17 protein-coding genes are annotated in these 20,066 nt (G+C 72.2%); 8 read left to right on the plus strand and 9 right to left on the minus strand.

Annotation, left to right across the window (positions count from 1 at the left end; genetic code table 11):
• Nucleotides 1-79: 79 nt before the first annotated feature.
• Together mmpA and E2E34_RS16015 are read right to left on the minus strand one after the other, a co-directional pair.
• Nucleotides 80-262 carry a morphogenic membrane protein MmpA gene (gene mmpA / locus E2E34_RS16010; protein ID WP_138902579.1) on the minus strand — a complete coding sequence of 61 codons (183 nt, stop codon included), beginning with the start codon at nt 260-262 and terminating at the stop codon, nt 80-82.
• 51 nt (nt 263-313) lie between these two features.
• Nucleotides 314-1,015, minus strand: coding sequence for an endonuclease V (locus tag E2E34_RS16015; protein ID WP_138902580.1), 702 nt, complete (start codon nt 1,013-1,015; stop codon nt 314-316).
• A 33-nt stretch (nt 1,016-1,048) separates the two neighbouring features.
• On the opposite strand from E2E34_RS16015, the gene E2E34_RS16020 reads away from it, so the two are divergent.
• A complete protein-coding gene (locus E2E34_RS16020) occupies nt 1,049-1,351 on the plus strand; it encodes a YciI family protein (RefSeq protein WP_138902581.1) in 303 nt (100 codons plus the stop codon).
• Between the two features lie 48 nt (nt 1,352-1,399).
• On the opposite strand, the gene E2E34_RS16025 is transcribed toward E2E34_RS16020, so the two are convergent.
• Nucleotides 1,400-2,467 (minus strand): WD40/YVTN/BNR-like repeat-containing protein, encoded by a 1,068-nt coding sequence (locus tag E2E34_RS16025; protein ID WP_138902582.1) that lies wholly within the window; start codon nt 2,465-2,467, stop codon nt 1,400-1,402.
• 194 nt (nt 2,468-2,661) lie between these two features.
• Here E2E34_RS16025 and ssgD point away from each other — a divergent pair, with 194 nt between their 5' ends.
• From ssgD to E2E34_RS16045, 4 genes are all read left to right on the plus strand, one after another.
• Nucleotides 2,662-3,078, plus strand: coding sequence for a spore wall synthesis regulator SsgD (gene ssgD, locus E2E34_RS16030; protein ID WP_138902583.1), 417 nt, complete (start codon nt 2,662-2,664; stop codon nt 3,076-3,078).
• Between the two features lie 350 nt (nt 3,079-3,428).
• Nucleotides 3,429-5,045, plus strand: coding sequence for an ABC-F family ATP-binding cassette domain-containing protein (locus E2E34_RS16035; RefSeq protein ID WP_138902584.1), 1,617 nt, complete (start codon nt 3,429-3,431; stop codon nt 5,043-5,045).
• 192 nt (nt 5,046-5,237) lie between these two features.
• A complete protein-coding gene (locus E2E34_RS16040; RefSeq protein ID WP_138902585.1) occupies nt 5,238-6,212 on the plus strand; it encodes an acyl-ACP desaturase in 975 nt (324 codons plus the stop codon).
• Between the two features lie 192 nt (nt 6,213-6,404).
• A complete protein-coding gene (locus E2E34_RS16045; protein ID WP_425573336.1) occupies nt 6,405-7,334 on the plus strand; it encodes a chitosanase in 930 nt (309 codons plus the stop codon).
• 1 nt (nt 7,335) lies between these two features.
• Here E2E34_RS16045 and E2E34_RS16050 read toward each other — a convergent pair whose 3' ends face one another.
• The 3 genes from E2E34_RS16050 to E2E34_RS16060 all read right to left on the minus strand — a co-directional run bounded on the left by E2E34_RS16050 (nt 7,336) and on the right by E2E34_RS16060 (nt 10,364).
• Nucleotides 7,336-8,913 carry a GMC family oxidoreductase gene (locus E2E34_RS16050; protein WP_138902594.1) on the minus strand — a complete coding sequence of 526 codons (1,578 nt, stop codon included), beginning with the start codon at nt 8,911-8,913 and terminating at the stop codon, nt 7,336-7,338.
• A gap of 81 nt (nt 8,914-8,994) precedes the next feature.
• A complete protein-coding gene (locus E2E34_RS16055; RefSeq protein ID WP_138902586.1) occupies nt 8,995-9,228 on the minus strand; it encodes a WhiB family transcriptional regulator in 234 nt (77 codons plus the stop codon).
• A 158-nt stretch (nt 9,229-9,386) separates the two neighbouring features.
• A complete protein-coding gene (locus E2E34_RS16060) occupies nt 9,387-10,364 on the minus strand; it encodes a multicopper oxidase domain-containing protein (protein WP_138902587.1) in 978 nt (325 codons plus the stop codon).
• A gap of 176 nt (nt 10,365-10,540) precedes the next feature.
• On the opposite strand from E2E34_RS16060, the gene E2E34_RS16065 reads away from it, so the two are divergent.
• Both E2E34_RS16065 and E2E34_RS16070 read left to right on the plus strand, forming a co-directional pair.
• Entirely contained in the window at nt 10,541-13,030 is a 2,490-nt protein-coding gene (locus E2E34_RS16065; RefSeq protein WP_138902588.1) for a ThuA domain-containing protein, read from the plus strand.
• 60 nt (nt 13,031-13,090) lie between these two features.
• The gene (locus E2E34_RS16070) at nt 13,091-15,253 is read left to right on the plus strand and encodes an OmpL47-type beta-barrel domain-containing protein (protein WP_138902595.1); all 2,163 of its coding nucleotides are present in this window, start codon (nt 13,091-13,093) and stop codon (nt 15,251-15,253) included.
• 25 nt (nt 15,254-15,278) lie between these two features.
• Here the strand turns inward: E2E34_RS16070 and E2E34_RS16075 are convergent, their stop codons facing one another.
• Nucleotides 15,279-16,367, minus strand: a complete 1,089-nt coding sequence (locus tag E2E34_RS16075; protein ID WP_138902589.1) for an ABC-2 transporter permease — start codon at nt 16,365-16,367, stop codon at nt 15,279-15,281.
• A gap of 7 nt (nt 16,368-16,374) precedes the next feature.
• On the minus strand, nt 16,375-17,388 hold the full coding sequence (ligD, locus tag E2E34_RS16080) for a non-homologous end-joining DNA ligase (RefSeq protein ID WP_138902590.1): 1,014 nt from the start codon (nt 17,386-17,388) through the stop codon (nt 16,375-16,377).
• A 141-nt stretch (nt 17,389-17,529) separates the two neighbouring features.
• Between ligD and E2E34_RS16085 the strand changes: the two genes are divergently transcribed.
• A complete protein-coding gene (locus tag E2E34_RS16085; RefSeq protein ID WP_138902591.1) occupies nt 17,530-18,606 on the plus strand; it encodes an ATP-dependent DNA ligase in 1,077 nt (358 codons plus the stop codon).
• Here the strand turns inward: E2E34_RS16085 and E2E34_RS37625 are convergent.
• The coding region (locus E2E34_RS37625; protein ID WP_341870224.1) for an FAD-dependent oxidoreductase at nt 18,593-20,066 on the minus strand (1,474 nt) is incomplete at its 5' end. The two genes, E2E34_RS16085 and E2E34_RS37625, sit on opposite strands and share 14 nt — an antisense overlap.

Below are 20,066 nucleotides of genomic sequence, written 5' to 3' on the forward strand. Positions count from 1 at the left end.
CCCGGGGGCTGCTCCGCGGCGGGGCAACGCGCCCCGAGGGCGGGGGTGACGCGTCCGGGGGTGACGCGCGCGGCCCCCGTCAGTGGCCGGTGAACCAGCCCGCGAGCGTGTAGATGATCCCGCCGGTCCAGCCCAGCGCGGCCAGACCGCCGACCAGGACGACCAGGTTCGTGCGGCGGCCGGCGCGGTGGACGGTCACGGACTCGGCCGCCCGCGGCGGCGTGGGGTGCGTGGGGTACTCGGGGTGCGTATACATCGTCATACGATCACTCTGTCCGATTACGACAGTTCAAACATCCGTACACCTACTCAGTTACGTGCTTGTTCCGAATCCGGCACCGAGCGCCTCGCCCAGTGCCCGCCGGCACAGGGTGTCCGCCGCGCGCGTCGACTCCGGGAGCCGGAAGGCCGAGGCCAGCCGCAGGGTGTGCGCGCAGGCGTTGTCGAGGCCCACCCGGTGGCCGACGGAGACGAACACCGGCTTCACGCCGTCCTGAGTACGCAGCGCGCGGCCCACTTCCTCGCCGTCCTCGGCGAGGAGGGGCGACTGGGAGCCTCGGCGCTGCCCCGGCTGCGCGTAGGTGAACGTGAAGGGGTTCTTGGCCACGCCGATGGTCGTGAGGCCCGTCACGACGCCGAGGTGACTGGCCAGGCCGAACCGGCGCGGATGCGCCAGGCCGTACCCGTCGCAGACCACGAGCCCCGGGTCCGCCGACAGGGATTCGAGCGCCGCGATCACCGTCGGCAGCTCCCGGAACGCGAGCAGGCCGGGAACGTACGGGAACGCGACGCGGCCGACCGCCGTGGCCTCCTCGACGACGGCGAGCGTCGCGGCGTCGAGCACGACCGCCGCCGCGGCGACGACGTCACGCTCGTCGTCGTACGCCACGTCCACGCCCGTGACCAGGCCGGCGCCGGGGGGCGGGCCGGGCTCGTCGAGCACCACGCGGCCGCGCAGTTCGTCCTGAACGGCTCGGGCTTCGGCTTCGTCGGCGGGGGAACGCAGGCTCTTCATAGTGGTCAGAGCGTACGGGGTAGCCTGGCGATCATGTTCGTACTGGAGTTGACCTACACCGCACCCGTCGAGCGCGTCGACGAGCTGCTGGCGGCGCACGTGGAGTGGCTGGACGCGCAGTACGAGGCGGGGGTGTTCATCGCCTCGGGGCGCAAGCAGCCGCGTGACGGCGGAGTGATCCTGGCCGTCGCGGACGACCGGGCGCGGATCGAGGAGATCGCGGCGGCGGACCCGTTCACGGTGGCGGGCGTGTGCGCGTACCGGATCACGGAGTTCGTGGCGACGAAGACGGCGCCCGCACTCGCCCCGTACCGGCAGCAGTTGCCGCCGGCGTAGGCCCGGCGGCGGGGCGCCGGCGGGGCTGCGCCCCGCCGGGCCTCCCCGTCAGCGTTCCAGCCGGGCCACCCGCCCCTTCTCGCCCGAGGCCCAGCAGGCGGCGTCACGGGCGCAGTCGACCGTGTCGTACGAGCCGGTGTCGATCGTCCGCCAGGTGCGGCCGCCGTCCCGCGTGAGGTCCGTGCCCGTGGGGCCGACCGCCAGTGCGCCGGAGCGGGTGCGCGGCAGCCAGCTCACGCCCGAGCGGTACGCCGGGGGCGGGGCGGCCGACTGCCGCCAGGTCCCGCCGCCGTCGCCGGTCCGCGCCGCCGCGTGGGGCGACGGCTCGCCCGCCCGGTAGTCGCCGCCGACCGCGATCCCGTGGCGCCGGTCGCGGAAGGCCAGGGCGAAGACGCCCCGCGCCGGGTCGTCCGCCGGGATGCCGGTCTCGGTCGCGGTCCAGGTCAGGCCGCGGTCGGCGGAGTGCAGCACCCGGCCGGTCGCCCCTCCGCCCGTCGCCAGCCACACATCGCGCGGCCCGGCGCTGACCAGGCACTGGCCGCTCGCCGCGAAGCCCGCCTCGCCCGGCTGGGCGGCGGGCATGCCCGCGTCCGGCAGGACCGTCCATGACCTGCCGCCGTCGCCGGTGGACAGGATGCGGTACTTGCCGTCGACCGGGTCGCTCATCGCGAGTCCGTTGCGGCTGTCGAAGAAGGTGACGCAGTCGTAGAACGCCCTCGGGTCGTTGTTGCGGAAGCTCTCGGTCCAGGTCGCGCCCCCGTCGTCGGTGCGCAGGATCCGGGACGCCTCGCCCTCGCCGATCGCCAGCACCACCGCGCGCCGGCCGTCGAACGCCTCGACGTCGCGGAACTCCAGGTCCTGCGCGCCCGGAGGCGATACGTTCCGCCAGCTCCGGCCGCCGTCCCCGGTGCGCAGCACCGTGCCCCGGGAGCCCGCCACCCACGCCGCGTGCCGGCCGACCGCCGCCAGGCCGCGGAAGCGTACGTCGCTCCTGCCGGTGTCCTTCAGCCGCCAGCCGGCAGCCGCCGGCCGCGCTTCCGTACGGGTCGCGTCCGCCCGCGCCGGCGCGGCCAGTGCGGCGGCCAGCGCCGCCGCGCACAGTCCGAACGACACCATTCGTCTCGTCTTCCCCATGCCCCTCATGGCGCTGGAAGCTAGCCCACGCCCGCGAGGCCGTCCAGGGTGCGTCGGCGCCCGGCACACCGACCGAGTGACGCAGGTCACATCACCGGCGCATGCACGGATTTCGTTGTTCTTACGTCTCACCCTGTGACAGGACGCATCAACCGAACCGTGAGAGGGAGCAGGCCTTGCCTCCCGTGATTGAGCAAGCCGTGCAGGCCCGTCTGGTCTCGTCCACACCCCGGGCCGAGACGGTCGCCGCGACCCTGCGGTACAACCGCTCGGACCCGTTCGCCGTACGCATGGCCTTCCCGCCCGCCGCCACCCTGGAGGGCATCGAGGTGTCCTGGGCGTTCGCCCGCGAACTGCTGGAGGCGGGCATCGAGTCGCGGGCCGGCGTGGGCGACGTACAGGTGCGGCCGTACGGGTACGGGCGGACCGTGCTGGAGTTCCACGCCGCGGAGGGGACCGCGATGGTCCACATCCGCACCGCCGACCTGCGCCGCTTCCTCAAGCGCACGCACGCGCTCGTCCCCGTCGGCGGCGAGCATCTGCACCTGGACGTCGACCAGGACCTGGCGGAACTGCTGCGCGACGCGCTGTGACGGGCGGGACGCGGCCGGGCCGCGGATAATCGGCTGGCGTTCCACGGGGCCGCGACGTACTTTGGTCGTGGCCCTGTTGTCGTCGATCGGAGTGGGACGTTGCTCGTCTGAGGTCCTGAGGCACCGTGTCGCACAGCTTCTGTCTGTGCGCGCCGCGTGCGACCTCGGCACTTGAGCCGTCCATCCCCCGACCGGGGCTGTCCGCCGTTCCCGCCCCGATCACGGGCCGGCCTGATTCCGGACCCCCGGACTCCCGGTCGAGGACTGCCGCACTCTCCCGCCGTACGTCGTCCCGCGCCCTCGGTGTCTCCATCCGTTGCCCTTGCTCGTTTCCCGCAACAGGAGGCCCCTTGTCCACCTTCCCCACCCATCTCACCTGTTCCGCGCTCTCCTTCAACTGGCCCGACGGAACGCCCGTCTTCGACGGTTTCCACCTGGCCGTCGGACCCGGCAGGACCGGGCTCATCGGCCTCAACGGCTCCGGGAAGTCCACCCTGTTGCGCCTGGCCGCCGGTGAACTGACGCCTGCCGACGGCAGGATCCAGGTCGCCGGCGAGGTCGGGTACCTGCCGCAGGACCTGGTGCTCGACACCGCGATGCGCGTGGACGAGGCCCTCGGCATCGCCGGCACGCGCGCCGCCCTGCACGCGATCGAGGCGGGCGAGGCGACCGAGGAGAACTTCACCGCCGTCGGCGACGACTGGGACGTGGAGGAGCGCGCCCGCGCCACGCTCGACCAGCTCGGCCTCGGCCGGATCGGACTCGACCGGACCATCGGCGAGGTGTCCGGCGGCGAGTCGGTGCTGCTGCGGCTGGCCGCGCTGCTGCTGCGCCGTCCCGGCGTACTGCTCCTCGACGAGCCGACGAACAATCTGGACCGGCACGCCCGGGAGCGTCTGTACGCCGCGGTCGAGGCGTGGTCAGGGGTCATGATCGTGGTCAGCCACGACCGTGAACTGCTGGAACGTGTCGACCAGATCGCCGAACTCAGGGACGGCGAAGTGCGCTGGTACGGCGGCAACTTCACGGCGTACGAGGAAGCCCTCGCCGTCGAGCAGGAGGCGGCCGAGCGCATGGTGCGCGTCGCGGAGGCCGACGTCCACCGGCAGAAGAGGGAGCTGGCCGAGGCGCAGGTGAAGCTGGCCCGGCGCAAGCGGTACGGGCAGAAGATGTACGACAGCAAGCGCGAGCCGAAGATCGTCATGAACTCCCGCAAGCGTGCCGCGCAGGAGTCGGCGGGCAAGCACCGCATCATGCACACCGAGAAGCTGGCGGAGGCGAAGGAGCGGCTGAGCGGGGCGGTGGACGCGGTGCGCGACGACGACGAGATCAACGTCGTACTGCCGCACACCACCGTGCACCCGGGACGCGGGGTGCTGACGCTGCGTGACCTCGGGCTGCGGTACGGGTCCGGGATCATTGGGGGGTTCGAGGTGCGCGGTCCCGAGCGGATCGCGCTGACGGGCCGCAACGGGGCGGGCAAGACGACGCTGCTGCGCACGATCACCGGGGAGCTGGAGCCGGTCTCGGGAGAGGTGGTGGCCCACGTGCCGCTGCGTTTCCTGCCGCAGCGGCTCGACGTACTGGACGACGGGCTGACGGTCGCCGAGAACGTGGCGCGGTTCGCGCCCTCGGCGACCAACAACGCCGTCCGGGCGGGGCTGGCGCGCTTCCTGTTCAAGGGGGCCCGGGCGGATCAGCCGGCCGGGACGCTGTCGGGCGGGGAGCGGTTCCGGGCGACGCTCGCGGCGCTGCTGCTCGCCGAGCCGGCGCCGCAGTTGCTGCTGCTGGACGAGCCGACGAACAACCTGGACATGGCGAGCGTGCGCCGGCTGACACAGGCGCTGGGGTCGTACGAGGGGGCGCTGATCGTGGCGTCCCACGACGAGCCGTTCCTGGAGTCGATCGGGATCACCCGGCGGCTGGAACTGGGGCGTGAGGAGGAAGCGACCGGGCACATGGAGTGATGCGCGGGGATTCGGGCTGCGGCTTGGGCGTGAGATGTCTCTCCGCATACACCCGTGACCTGCGTGCATAACAGACGGTATCAGGACATTACCAGCGGGGACTTGGCTCAGCTCTTACGACCCGCTTAACCTACGGCCTCGTAACCTACGAGGCCGTAGGTACTTCCCCCGCCCCCGTCCCCAGGAGCACCCGTGACGATCACCTCTCCCCAACTCGGCAGTTCGGACGCGTGGACCGACGCCCGACTGCTGTACGCGCTGGAAGAGGTGGTGGAGAAGGAACTCAACCGCCATCTCAAGGTCGCCAAGGACTGGATGCCGCACGAGTACGTGCCGTTCTCCGACGGCCGCAACTTCCCCGGCCAGTTCGACGACGGACAGGCCTGGGAGCCCGAGCAGTCGAAGGTCACCGACATCGGCAAGATCGCGCTCGTCGTGAACCTGCTGACCGAGGACAACCTGCCGAGCTACCACCACGAGATCGCCACCCTCTTCGGCCGCGACGGCGCCTGGGGCACCTGGGTGCACCGCTGGACGGCCGAGGAGGGCCGGCACGGCATCGTGATGCGCGACTACCTGCTCACCTCGCGCGCCGTCGACCCGGACAAGCTGGAGCAGTTCCGCATGGCGCACATGGCGGAGGGCTTCGAGTCCGACAACCGCCACTCGATGCTGCACTCCGTGGCGTACGTCGCCTTCCAGGAGCTCGCCACGCGCGTCTCGCACCGCAACACCGGCCACCAGTCGGGCGACCCCGTCTGCGACCGCATGCTGGCGCGCATCGCGACCGACGAGAACCTGCACATGGTCTTCTACCGCAACCTGCTGGGCGCGGCCTTCGAGATCGCCCCGGACCTGACCATGCAGTCCGTGCGCGACGTCGTGGTCAACTTCCGCATGCCCGGACACGGCATGCCGGGCTTCGAGCGCGCCGCCGCCCAGATGGCGATCGGCGAGATCTACAACATGCGCATCCACCACGACGACGTGATCCAGCCCGTCCTGCGCTACCTGAAGGTCCTGGAGATCGACGGGCTCGGCCCGGAGGGCCTCAAGGCGCAGGAGGAGCTCGGCCTGTACATGAACGGGCTGGACGCCGAGGCGAGCAAGTTCGACGAGAAGCTGGCCGCGCGCAAGGCCCGGCTGGCCGCCCGCGCCGCCTCCTGACCCGGCCGGCGCCCTCCGCCGTCCGCTGTACGCCGCCACCCGGCGCAGGACGCGTCACCGACGCCCCGCACCGGGTGGCGGCGCGGCGTTCCGGCAGGTCGGGGCGGGGATTCGAGGCGTCCGCCCGGCGGCCGCCGGCGAAGGCGGGGAGCACCCGCGCCGCCCGGCCGGGTGCCCCGTACGCTGTGCGGCGTGAAACCTCTGACCCGTCTCGCGCTCGTGGGCGCACCGCTGGCCATCGCCGTCTCCCTCGTCTTCGGCGGCAAGAGCGAGCAAGTCCCCGTCTCGGACGTGCCGTCCTCGGCCGGCGACCTGACGACGGACGGACCGACGAGCAAGCACAAGAAGCGGACAGCCCAGGAGATACGCGCGCAGAAGGAGGCGGACGAGCGGATCGCCCGGATGCCTGCCGGTCTCGCGGCTCCCGCCAAGAAGGAGATCGCCTCGCAGATCGTGGCGAGCGCGGAGAACTCCACCCTGGACTGGCGCGGTCAGTACGACACCATCGAGGACATCGGCGACGGCTGCGGCTACACGGCCGGTGTCGTCGGTTTCTGCTCCGGCACCAACGACATGCTGCAGCTCGTCGAGGGCTACACCGAGGACCACCCGGACAACCCGCTCGCCCCGTACCTGCCCGCCCTGCGCGCGGTGGACGGCACCGCGTCCCACGAGGGCCTCGACCCCGGCTTCCGCGCCGCCTGGGCGAAGGCCGCCGAGAGCCCGGCGTTCCGCAGGGCGCAGGACGAGACCCGGGACCGGATCTACTTCCGGCCAGCGGTCCGCCAGGCGAAGATGGACGGCCTCGGCACACTCGGCCAGTTCATCTACTACGACGCGATGGTGCTGCACGGCCCGGGCGTCGGCCCCAAGGGCTTCTACGGCATCCGCGAGGCGGCCATGAGGTCCGCGAAGACGGTCGCCGAGGGCGGCGGGGAGCAGGCGTACCTGAACGCCGTCCTGGACGCCGGACGCGCGGTGATGAAGGTGAAGAAGGGCCACAAGGACACCTCGCGCATCGACACCGCGCAGCGCGAGTTCCTGCGCGCCGGCAACCTGGACCTCGAACCGCCGCTGGTGTGGCGGATGTACGGCGAGACGTTCCGGATCCCGGCGTCCTGAGCTACGCCCGCGCGTCCTGACGTATCAGCTCCGCCGCCTTCTCGGCGATGGCCACCGTGGGGGCCTGCGTGTGGCCCCGGGTGATCCCGGGCATCACCGACGCGTCGACGACCCGCAGTCCTTCCACTCCTCTGACCCGCAGCCGGGGGTCGGTCACCGACCCCTCGTCGGTGCCCATCCGGCAGGTGCCGACGGGGTGGTAGAGCGTCTGGGCGGACTCCCGGACCGCCCGCGCCAGCGCCTTGTCGTCGACGACACCCGGGTACGGCGCCATGGGCCCCGCCGTGTACGGCGCGAAGGCGCGGTCCGCCAGCAGCGCTTCGGCCTGCCGCACCCCGGCCACCAGCCGCCGCAGATCGGACGCGTCCGTCAGATAGCCGGGGTCGATGCGGGGCGCCGCGCCCACCCGGTCCCCGGTCAGGCTGATGCGCCCCTCGCTGCGGGGCTGGAGCAGGATCACGCCGATCGTGACGCCGTGCTCGGCGGGCGGTGTGAGGCCGTGGTCGACGAACGGCCCGGGCGCGTAGATCAGCTCCAGGTCGGGCGCCGCGAGGTCCGGCGTACTGCGCACGAACGCGACGGCCTCGCCCACGTTCGAGGTGAGCGGCCCGCGCCCGGCCAGCAGGAACCGCGCGGCGTTGGCGAGCGTGTCCGCGCCCGTCAGGGTGACCGGGAGCGGGCAGCGCACGGTGACGGCCGTGGACAGGTGGTCCCGCAGGTGCCGCCCGACGTCGGGCGAGGCCGCCCGCACCCGCACACCGGCCTCGCGGAGCTGGTCCGGGTCCCCGATGCCCGAGAGCATCAGCAGGTGCGGCGACCCGACGGCCCCCGCGCTGAGGATCACCTCCCGCCGGGCGCGCAGCACCGTACCGGCCTCCGTCACCACGCCCCGGACGCGGCCGCCCTCGAAGGCCAGCCGGCGTACCCGGGCGCCCGTGCGGATGTCCAGGTTCCGCCGCCGGGCGGCCGGCTTCAGGTAGCCGTCGGCCGTGCTCCACCGGCGTCCCGCGCGCTGGTTGACGGGGGTCAGCGCGAACCCGCTGGGTTCGGGCACGTTGAGTTCCGCCAGCTCGGCCATCCCGGCGTGGCGGCAGGCGTCGAGGAAGGCGGCGGTGGTCGGGTTGGGATCACGCGGCGGCGATATGACCATGGGCCCCCGCGTCCCGTACACGGAACGCCCTTCGCCGTCCCCCGTCCACCGCTCCGCGCGCCGGAAGTAGGGCTCGATGCCGTCGTACGACCAGGCGTCCCCCGCCGCCTCGCCCCACGCGTCGTAGTCGTCGCGGTGCCCGCGCACCCACATCATCGCGTTGACCGACGAGCAGCCGCCCACCACGTGACCGCGCGGCCAGTACAGCTCGCGGCCCCCCAGCCCGTGCTGCTCGGCGGTGCTGAAGTTCCAGTCGTACGCCGTCTTGAAGAGCTTGGGGAAGGCGGCGGGGATCCGGATCTCGGGTCGGCGGTCCCGGCCCCCCGACTCGACGACCGCGACGCGCACCGCGGGGTCCTCGGAGAGGCGGGCGGCGAGGACGCATCCCGCCGAACCCGCGCCCACCACAACGTAGTCGTACTCCTTCATGGCGTCTCCCCCGCTCGCGGACGGTGCGGCCTTCAGCATGTACGGCGCACCGTCCGTGTGCCAGAGGGCCCGGGCGGACGCTCAGCGCGAGCCGCGCCGCAGCCGCAGTCTCTCCTGCTCGGACAGTCCGCCCCAGACGCCGAACCGCTCGTCGTTCGTGAGCGCGTACTCCAGACAGGCCACCCGCCCTTCGCACGCGCCGCAGAGCTGCTTGGCCTCGCGGGTGGAGCTGCCGGGGGCCGGAAAGAAGAACTCGGGGCCGGCCTGGGCGCACAACGCGGTCTCCTGCCAGGAGAGTTCGGTAGTGGTGAACATGCGCCCCACCCTTCCCGGCGGAGATCAACGTCCGCTGAACGTCCCATCAACGCCCGCTCGTCGCCCTCCCGTCGGCGGCTCGACGGCCGCTCGACGACGGTCCGACGACCGCTGGACAGGCGCTCGACGCCACCGGACCGCCACCGCGACAACCGCGCCTAGTGCCGGTGCTCCTGCGGGTGGTGCGGCTCGTACCCGGGGATCGTCCCGTCCGGCTTGGCCACCAGGAACAGACCGGCCATGCCCATGTCGGAGTGGCTCTGCACATGGCAGTGGTACATCCACGCACCGGCCCCGACGTGCTCCCCGGCGATGATCTGGAAACCGAACGAGTCGGCCGGGCCCGTGATCTTGTTGTCGATCACCCGGCTGGGATCGTCGGGCCCCGTCAGCAGCCCGGTCCGGTTGTCCGCCCACCGATGCCCGTGTATGTGGAACGTGTGGTAGAACTCGCCGTGCGTGATCATGACGATCTCCACCCGGTCCCCCACCGTCGCCTCGAAGTCGGGGCTCTGGTGCCCGGGCCTGTTGTTGATCGTCATGTCGTTGAAGACGATGGTGAAGGTCTTGTCCGGCAGGATGTCGCCCTTGCGCCGCACGATCACCCCGCCGTACAGGCCCTTGCGGATACCGCCGGTCCCGTGGTCCGTTCCCACCACGTGGTCGTGGTAGTGCCAGTACCCGGCACTGCCGGACCGCCAGGTGCCGTCCTTGCGCCGCCCCGGCAGGTGGGTGCGCCAGGTGTACGTCCGGGTGCCGCCCGGCTCCACATGACTCCTGCTCAGTTTCGTGCCGTCGCTCGCCACGTCGTAGTCGACGCCGTGCACATGCAGACTGGCGGGCACGTCCAGGGTGTTCTCGAACTCGATGTGCACGGTGTCGCCCTCGACCAGCTCGATCAACGGCCCCGGCACCGACGCCTTGCCCTTCTCGAACCCGTAACCCAGTTGCCCGTCGGGCAGCTTCTCGGCGTACATCTTGAGCCGGTGGACCTGCCCGCCGGCCGGCGCGGTTCTCGGCGGGGTCTCGGCCGCCGCCGCCGAGGGGGCGGATTCGGCGAGCGACAACGATGTCACACCGGCGGCCGCGACCGCGCCGCCCGCCAGCAACCGCCGGTTGAAGCTTCGTCTGTCCATGGCCCAACTCCCCACGCGCGGATCGGAGATTGACGGCCACACGGTAGCGGGAGCGTCCCTGTTCATCCACACCAAGGACAAAGTTCGCGGTATTCCGGTCATACCTCTTGGCGCATCGCGAAAAGAGGTCTAGCTTCATCGGCTGTTCCTGTGACCACTGAGGGATGGGTGAACACATGCAGCGCGCACCACATCACCGGTCAAGAAGCCGACACGGCCTGACGGCCTTACTGACGGCCGGAGTTGCCGCATTCGGCCTGCTCGGCGGCGCCTCGGCCGCCGCCAGGCCGTACCCGGAACCTCCGCCCAAGACAACGTTGTCGCTCCCCGATCTGCCGTCTCCGCCCGGCGGTGCGAACGTGCGGGTGCTCGTGTTCCACGGCTCGGCGGGCGCCGACGAGTCGCCGACCGTCGACGCCGGTATCCAGGCCATCGAGACGATCGGCCAGAGCGGCCCGGCGGCCCAGCGGTTCCGCGTCGAGGCGACGGACGACGCGGCCGTCTTCACGACCGCCCGGCTCGGCCGGTTCAACGCGGTCGTGTTCCTGACGGGTGGCGGCGACGTCCTGGACCCCGAGCAGGAGGCGGGCCTCGAGGCGTACATGGAGGCCGGGGGCGGATTCCTCGGCATCCACGACGCGGCGCGCACGGAGCCGTACTCCGACTGGTTCGGCGGCCTGATCGGCGCCCGGCCGGCCGCGGGCGGCCCCGCGAACGCACAGCGCGCGACCGTGGAGGTGGGCGACCGGCAGCACCCGGCGACCGCGAACCTGCCCCTGCAGTGGAAGCGCCCCGACAAGTGGCTGAACTGGACGAAGAACCCGTCCGGCGACGTGCACACCGTGGCCCGGGTCCGGGAGGCGACGTACAAGCCGGGGACGAGCGCCAACGGCTGGGACCACCCGGTCTCCTGGTGCCGCGACTACGACGGCGGCCGGTCCTTCTACACCGGCATGGGCGGAACGGCCGAGTCCTTCCAGGAGGCGGACTTCCGCGACCACCTGCGCGGCGCCCTCCAGTGGACGACGCGCCTCGCCCGCGCCGACTGCAAGGCGGGCATCAACGCCCACTACAAGGCCGAGCGCCTCACGGCCCCCAACCAGCCCGGGCAGTCGGACCAGATCGGTGAGCCGCACGGCCTGGTGACCGCGAAGGACGGCCGGGTCGTCTACATCGGGCGGGGCGGCGGCGACGGCGACGCGCCGGTCGTCACCGACTGGAACAACCCCGACATCGGCAAGGGCCGGGGCCAGGTCCACGTCTACGACCCGAAGACCAAGAAGGTGACGCTCGCGGGCGCCCTCACCGTCTTCGGCAACAAGGGCGGCGGCGACGAGCTGGTGAAGAACGAGGAGGGTCTGCTCGGCGTCGAGACGGACCCCGACTTCCTCACCAACGGCTGGGTGTACCTGCACTACACACCCCACGCGCGGATCAACCGCGACACCCGCATGGCCGAGCGCCGCGTCTCCCGCTTCACGCTCGACCTGGCCACCAACAAGCTGGACCTCGCCTCCGAGAAGGTCCTGCTGAAGTGGCCGGTCCAGATCCACAGCTGCTGCCACGCGGGCGGCGGCATGGCGTGGGACTCGAAGCAGAACCTCTACATCGCGACGGGTGACAACAACTCCTCGCGCTTCAGCGACGGTTACTCCGGCAACAACCCGGAGCCGAACTTCAAGGGCGTGTCCTTCGCGGACGCCCGCCGCACCGCCGGCAACACGAACAACCTGAACGGCAAGATCCTGCGGATCCACCCCGAGGACGACGGTACGTACACCCTCCCCGAGGGCAATCTCTTCACCGGCAGGGAGCCGGACGAGGGCGGCGGCAAGACGCGCGGCGAGATCTACGTGATGGGCGTGCGCAACCCGGCCCGCATCGCCGTCGACCCGAAGACCGACATCCTGTACGCCGGATGGGTCGGCCCCGACGCGGGGGCGCCCAGCACCACCTGGGGCCCGGCGAAGTACGACACCTTCGCGGCGATCACGAAGCCGGGCAACCACGGCTGGCCGTACTGCATGGGCAACAACCAGCCCTACCGGGACCGCAACCTGCCCGACCCGGGCAAGCCGCTGGGCTGGTACGACTGCGCCAAGCCCAAGAACGAGTCCCCCAACAACGACGGCCTGGTCAACCTCCCGCCCGTCACGCCCAACACCATCTGGTACTCGCCCCAGGGCGGCGGCGTGGACTACCCGCGCGACGCCAACGGCGTGCCGAGCTACAAGCAGGAGGAGCAGAAGCTGCTGCTGCCGTGGCTCAAGGGCGGCGGCCAGGCGACGATGAACGGCCCGGTCTACCGCTACGACGCGGCGAGCGACAGCAAGGACAAGTGGCCCGCGTACTGGGACGGCAAGTGGTTCGTCGGGGACTTCTACGACGGCGACCAGCCGCGCCACGCGGTGCTGACCGACCCGAAGACGGTGGGCAACGGCGGGCTGCCCACGCACGCCGAGTCCCTGAAGAAGATCATCCCGGTGGGCGCGGACGGCATCCGCAACCTCATGGACTGGAAGTTCGCACCGGACGGCTCCCTGTACATCCTCGACTACGGGCGCGGGTTCTTCACCTCGGACGCCAAGTCGGCGCTGTGGCGCGTGACCTACAAGGGCGGTGAGCCGACACCGGCCGCCACGGACCTGGCCAGGAAGGCGGAGTAGGCAGTGAAGCTGAAACGGAGAGCTCCTCACCTGTGGACGGCGCTGGCGGCCGCCCTGCTGATGGTCCTCGGTCTGACGTCGACGGCGGCGTACGGCCGCGAGGACGACGGGGCGGCGCCGAAGGCCGCCGCCGCCCAGACCCTCACCTGGACCGCCGGCGACCCGATCGACCGCTACCTGACCTTCCCGAGGACGGCGGTGGCGGGCGAGACGACGATCGTCTTCGAGAACAGCGCGGCGACCGGCAACACGACCGGGATGCCGCACACGCTGACGTTCGACGTCTCCGACCCGGAGTACAACAACGACGTACAGCTGAACATCCTCGCCAACCCGAGTGACGCCCAGGGCGGCCGGCACACCGCCACCGTCACCCTCACCCCCGGCCGGTACTTCTACCACTGCACGATCCCGGGACACGGCTCGATGCAGGGCGTCCTCACCGTGACCGAGGGCGGCGGCGAGGACACCACCGCGCCGGAGACCTCGGCGAAGGTGGAGGGCGAGAAGAACGCCGACGGCGCGTACGTCGGGCACGCCTCGGTGACGCTCGCGGCGACCGACGCGGGTTCGGGCGTGGACAAGGTGGAGTTCGCGGTCGGAGCGGACGGCGCCTGGCAGCCGTACACCGCGCCGGTCATGGTCCACCAGGTCGGTGCGCACAAGATCCGCTACCGGGCCACCGACAAGGCGGGCAACACGTCCGCCGAGAAGGCCGTCGACTTCACGGTGGTAGCCCCGCCCACGGACGACAGGACGCCGCCGGAGACCTCGGCGACGGTGAGCGGTGAGAAGAACCCCGAGGGCCAGTACCTCGGCATGGCGACGGTCACGGTGACCGCGTCCGACGCCGGGTCCGGCGTCAACACCATCGAGTACGCGCTCGGGGCGTCCGGCGCCTGGCAGGTGTACGGCGGCCCGGTCATGGTGCACGAGACCGGCACGCACACGGTCCGATACCGGGCCACGGACCGGGCGGGCAACGCGGCGGCCGAGAAGGCCGTCGACTTCACGGTGGTCGCCCCGCCCACGGACGACAGGACGCCGCCGGAGACCACGGCGACGGTGACCGGCGACAAGAACGCCGACGGCGCGTACATCACCAGCGCCAAGGTGGCGCTCGCCGCGACGGACGCGGGCGGCTCGGGCGTCGACAAGGTCGAGTACTCGCTCGACGGCGGCCCGTACCTGGCGTACACCGTGCCGGTGATCGTCGACCGCGTCGGCCGGCACACACTCGCCCACCGCGCGACCGACAAGGCGGGCAACACGTCGGTCGCGAAGCAGGTCGCGTTCACGATCGCGGAGGGCGGCGGCGTGCCCGCGCCCAACTGCCCCGAGCACGACGAGCGGCTGACGGTCGTCGTCGGCACCGTCGACACGGGCGTGCCGAACCGGATCACCCGCGGCCGGTGCACGATCAACGAGCTGATCGAGGACGAGCGGGAGTGGACCTCCCAGGCGCTGTTCCTCAAGCACGTCGACAAGGTCCTCGACAAGCTGCTGTACGACGGCGTCATCGACGAGCGGGAGCACCGGAAGATCTACCGCGCCGCCCGGCAGTCCGGCATCGGCAAGCCCGGTCAGACCGCCGGCTACCGCGACCTGTTCGACGGTACGCCGTCCTCCTTCGCCAAGTGGCAGCACGTGGGCGGCGGTTCGTTCGGCCTGAACGCGGACGGGTCCATGACCAGCAGCACGACGACGCCCGGCATGGGCATGCTGTGGTTCCCGGAGCGCCGTTACGAGGACTTCTCCCTCAAGCTGCGCTGGCGCGACGACGCACCGGGCACGGGCAACGCCAACGCCGGCGTCTTCGTCCGCTTCCCGCAGGTCCACGACCACCCGGAGGAACCGCGTCCGGAGTGGGTCGCCATCAAGTACGGGCACGAGGTGCAGATCCTGGACCGCCCGGACGGCGACATGTACAAGACCGGCTCGGTGTACGGCTTCGACCGGGTGGGTCTGGGCGGCGCCGGCGTCACGCCCAAGGGCACCTGGAACGACTACGAGATCCGGGTGGAGGGCCAGCACTACTCGGTCTTCAGGAACGGTGTCCTGATCAACGAGTTCGACAACACCGGCGGGCAGGACTTCTCCCCGCCGCGCGGCGACGACCCGGGGACGGACGGCCGGCGGTACGCGTCCGGCTACATCGGCCTCCAGGTGCACGGGACCACCGACGTGATCTCGTACCGCGACATCCGCGTCAAACCGCTGTAGCCGGTCCGGTTGTTCCGGACGGCCGTCACGCCCCGGCGGGCGCGGCCGCGTGCGCGGGCACGCGGTCGCGGCCGCCGGGGTGCCGGTGTCGGTACACGCCGAAGACGGTGCAGGCGACCAGCGCCCAGCCGGCCAGCACGAGGAAGGGGAAGAGGTGCTGGTGGCCCTCGAAGTACACGGCCGTGTGCTGCGCGTTGACCGAGGCGCCGGGCGGCAGCCACCGGCCGATGTGGCCCAGTGCGGACGGCAGCAGCGGCCAGGACACCGCGCCGCCCGACGACGGGTTGCCGAGGAGCACCATCAGGCCCCAGGTGGGGAGCATCGCCCAGCGGCCGATCAGGGTGTTGAACATCGTGAACACCATGCCCGAGGTGAACATCGTCAGCGCGAGGATCAGCCACGACTCGACGAACGGCAGGTCGAGCGCGCCGAGCAGCCAGTCCACGACGGCGGCGATCGCGAACGCGCCGAGCAGTGAGTAGGCGACGGTGAAGGCGATCCGCTCGGCCGGGTTCAGGGCGCGGGCGTGCACGCTGAGCTGGATGGCGCCGACGAAGCCGATGATGACGGCGGCGAGCGAGATGTAGAACAGGGCGAGGCCGCGCGGATCACCTTCCTGCAAGGGCTTGATGTCCCTGATCACGACCGTCGCACCGGTCCGCCGGCCGACCTCCGCGCCCGCCTCGGCGAGCAGCTGGGCGACGGAGGCGCCGGACGCGCCCGCCACGTCGAGCTCCACCGCGTCGCCCCCGGTGCGCAGGATCGCGAACTCCTCCTGCTCGTCGACGGCATCGCGGGCCTCGGCGTCCGTGGCGTAGCGGGTCAGCGCGAGCGAGGCGTTGAGCGCCTCCTCCATACCGGCGACGAACGCCCGCCCGTCGCCCGCGCCGAAGTCCCCGACGACCGCGGTCGGGATCCGGCGCGGGGTGGGGTCGGCCATCGTGTACGTGTAGGAGCCGGCGAAGAGCCCGGCGGCGAGGGCGAGGATGAACACCAGGACGAGGGCGGGCAGGAACGGCGACTCCTTGAAGGCCGCCCACTTCTCGGCGCGCGTCGGCGGCCGTCCGTGGGCACCGTGGGCGGAAGCGGCTCCGTCTCCCGGTGCCGCGTTCATACGGCGCTCACGCGCCCTCGCGCTTCGCCCGGCTCGGCGACACCCGTTTCGGCTCGCCCGGCATCTTCGGGTAGTCCGGCGGGTACGGCATGTCGCCCAGCCCGTGGTCGTGTTCGTCGCGTGCGGCGAGCTCCAGCAGGCTCTCCAGGCCGAAGGCGTGGTCGTCCATGTCCGCGTGGACGTCGCCGACTTCGGCGAACCGCACCGGCATGGTGGCGATGTCGAAGGCGCGGGGGTCGGCCTCGTCGAGTTCGTCCCAGGTCAGCGGCGCGGACACCGGGGCGTGCGGACGCGGCCGTACGGAGTACGCGGAGGCGATGGTGCGGTCGCGCGCGGTCTGGTTGTAGTCGACGAAGATCTTCTCTCCGCGCTCCTCCTTCCACCACGCGGTGGTGACCCGGTCGGGCATGCGCCGCTGGAGCTCGCGGCCGACGGCGATGGCGCAGCGGCGTACCTCCGTGAACGTCCAGCGCGGCTCGATCGGCACGTACACGTGCAGGCCGCGGCCGCCCGAGGTCTTGGGCCAGCCGCGCAGGCCGTGCTCGTCGAGCAGCGCGTGGAGTTCGTGGGCGGTCCTGACCGCGTCCCCGAAGTCGGTGCCGGGCTGCGGGTCGAGGTCGATGCGCAGCTCGTCGGGGTGCTCGGGGCGGTCGCGGCGTACCGGCCAGGGGTGGAAGGTCAGGCAGCCCAGGTTCGCGGCCCACAGCACGGCGGCGGTCTCGGTGGGGCACATCTCGTCGGCCGTACGGCCGCTGGGGAAGGCGATCCGGGCGGTGGGAATCCAGTCGGGGAGGTTCTTCGGGACGCGCTTTTGGAAGAACGACTCGCCGCCGACGCCCTCGGGGAAGCGTTCGAGCGTGGTCGGGCGGTTCCGCAGGGCGCGGGTGATCCCGTCGCCGACGGCCAGGTAGTACTGGGCCACGTCCCACTTGGTGTAGCCGGACTCGGGAAAGTAGATCTTGTCCGGACTCGACAGTCGTACGGTCCGCTCTCCGGCATGCAGCTCCACCGCTTCACCCATGCCCGCCACGCTAAGCCGGTCGGTCCCGGGCCGCACACCGGAGCGCTCCCGCGGCGTGCCCGCCCGCACTCCCGTGAGACACCCGCCCACACGCCCCGGCGACATCGGGCGAGTCGCGGCGAAAAGCCGCAGAATCGACCCATGGATCTGCCGGTGATGCCGCCCGTGAAACCGATGCTCGCCAAGGCCGTGGCCACCATCCCGCCGGGGCCCGGCATGCAGTACGAGGCCAAGTGGGACGGGTTCCGGGCGATCGTGCACCGGGACGGCGACGAGATGGAGATCGGCAGCCGGACGGGGAAGTCCCTGACCCGCTACTTCCCCGAGCTGGTCGAGTCGCTGCGCGCCGCGCTGCCCGCCCGTTGCGTCGTGGACGGCGAGATCGTCGTGGTCCACGACGGCCGGCTCGACTTCGACCGGCTGAGCGAGCGCATCCATCCGGCGGCGTCCCGGGTGCGCACCCTCGCCGAGCGGACGCCCGCGAGCTTCATCGCGTTCGACCTGCTGGCCCTGGACGACGAGGCACTGCTCGATGCCCCGTTCGTGTACCGCCGCAGCGCCCTGGCGGGGGCGCTGGAGGGGGCCCCGCCCCCCGTCTATCTGGCGCCGGCGACGAGCGACATCGAGGTGGCCAGGGAGTGGTTCGAGCACTTCGAGGGCGCGGGTCTGGACGGGGTGCTGGCCAAGCCGGAGTCCATGCCGTACCGCCCCGACACCCGTCTGATGTACAAGATCAAGCACGAGCGGACGGCGGACTGCGTGGTCGCCGGGTACCGGTTCCACAAGACCGGCGCCGTCGTCGGCTCGCTCCTGCTGGGCCTCTACGACGACGCGGGCGCCCTCCAGCACGTCGGGGTGTGCGCCGCGTTCCCGATGCGCCGCCGCCAGGAGCTGATCGACGAGCTGGGGCCGCTGCGGATGGAGTCGCCCGAGGCGGAGGGCCACCCGTGGGCGGCCTGGACGGACGGCGCCGCCCACGAGAGCTCCCGGATGCCCGGTGCGCCGAGCCGCTGGTCCGGCAAGAAGGACCTGTCGTGGGTGGCGCTGCGCCCGGAGGCCGTGTGCGAGGTGGCGTACGACCACATGGAGGGCGACCGCTTCCGGCACACCGCCCGGTTCCGCCGCTGGCGCGAGGACCGTACGCCGGAGAGCTGCACGTACGCCCAGTTGGAGGAACCGGTGAGCTACGACCTCGCGGACGTGCTCAGGGCGCGGTGATCTTGTCCCACTCGCGGCGGTCCGGCCCCACGGGGCGCGGTACGAATCCGGGGCGCGCCGCGAGCCAGTCCTCGACCCGCGCCCTGACCTCCGGGGCGCCGTACGCCTCGGCGGGCGGCGCCACGAGGTGCCGGACCCGGGCGCGGGCCCGCATCACCTCCGGGTCCTCCTGGGCGCACTCGAAGAGCGCCGCCATCTCCCGGGCGGGCCCGGCGGCGAACTCCCGTACGGCGAAACGCTCCCCGACGGCGCGGTCGGTGACGACCTGGAAGTCGAACCAGGGCTTGAGGGTGCGCAGCGCCCACGCGTAGTGCTCGGCGACGAAGTCCGGGGAGCCGGGGGCCGGGCGCGGACCCCGGCCGCGGCCCCGGTCGCGGCCCGCGCCGGGGTCGGTCTCCCGGGCGACCCGGCGGGCTGCCCACAGGGCGAGCGACATGCCCTGGCCGATGGTCGGGTTGGTGTGGGTGACGGCGTCGCCGACGCCGACCATGCCGGTGGCGACGGGCCCCAGATCGTCGACGAGAGTGCTCCAGCGGTTGTCGAGACCGGCGGTCGCGAGCACCGGGGAGAGCGGCCGGGCGCCCAGTTCCAGCCATGCCTCTCCCGGCGGGAAGGTGCGGGCCGCCGCTTCGAAGACGGCGGGGTCGCGGAGCGCGCCGCGGGTCGGGTCGTCGGTGTGGACGAACAGCGTGACGGCGAACAGCCCGTTGTCGGCGGGGAAGACGGCGCAGCCGGCGAACGTTCCGCCGGCGACGGTCCAGGGGCGTACGGGCCCGTCCGCGCACCCGGCGGGCAGCCGGTACCAGCGGCAGAAGTACGCGATGCCGGTGCGGTGGCGCTCCACCACCGGGGGCCGGCAGCCCGCCCCGGTCAGCCACTCCCCCGCGGCGCACCGGCGGCCGCCCGCGTCGATCACCAGGTCGGCCTCGTACGCGCCGAGGGGCGTGCGGACCCCGCGGACGCGCGGCGGGGCGGACGACGGGTCGACGAGCAGGCCGGTGACGGGCTCGCCGTAGCGCACGGTGGCGCGCGGCTCGGCGCGCAGCGCGGCGGTGAGCGCCGTTTCGACGACGATGCGCCGGGCCTGGACCGTCACGAGGTGCTGGTCGCCGGGGCGGGCGGGGGGCCGTTCCTCGAACCAGTCCAGCTCGTGCCGTTCGCGGGCGCCGAGCCGCATGATCGCGTCGTACACGTCCGGGGCCTCTTCGCGGAGCACGGAGCGGGCGGCGCCGAGCATCAGGTGCGGCTGGGCGGCCTGCGGTACGCCGGGGCGCCGCCAGCCGAAGAAGTCCTCGTCCAGGGTGACGGCGCCGGGGGCGCGGGCGTCGCGTTCGAAGACCGTCACGCGGTTTCCCCGTCGGGCGGCGAAGAGTGCTGCCGCCAGTCCGGCGATGCCGCCGCCGATCACCGCGAAGCCCGCCATGCCGTCCCCCTCCTGTCTCTTATACACCTCTGACGCT

The sequence above is a fragment of the Streptomyces albidochromogenes genome, assembly GCF_005981925.1.
In the GTDB taxonomy this organism is placed as follows: Bacteria; Actinomycetota; Actinomycetes; order Streptomycetales; family Streptomycetaceae; genus Streptomyces; species Streptomyces albidochromogenes.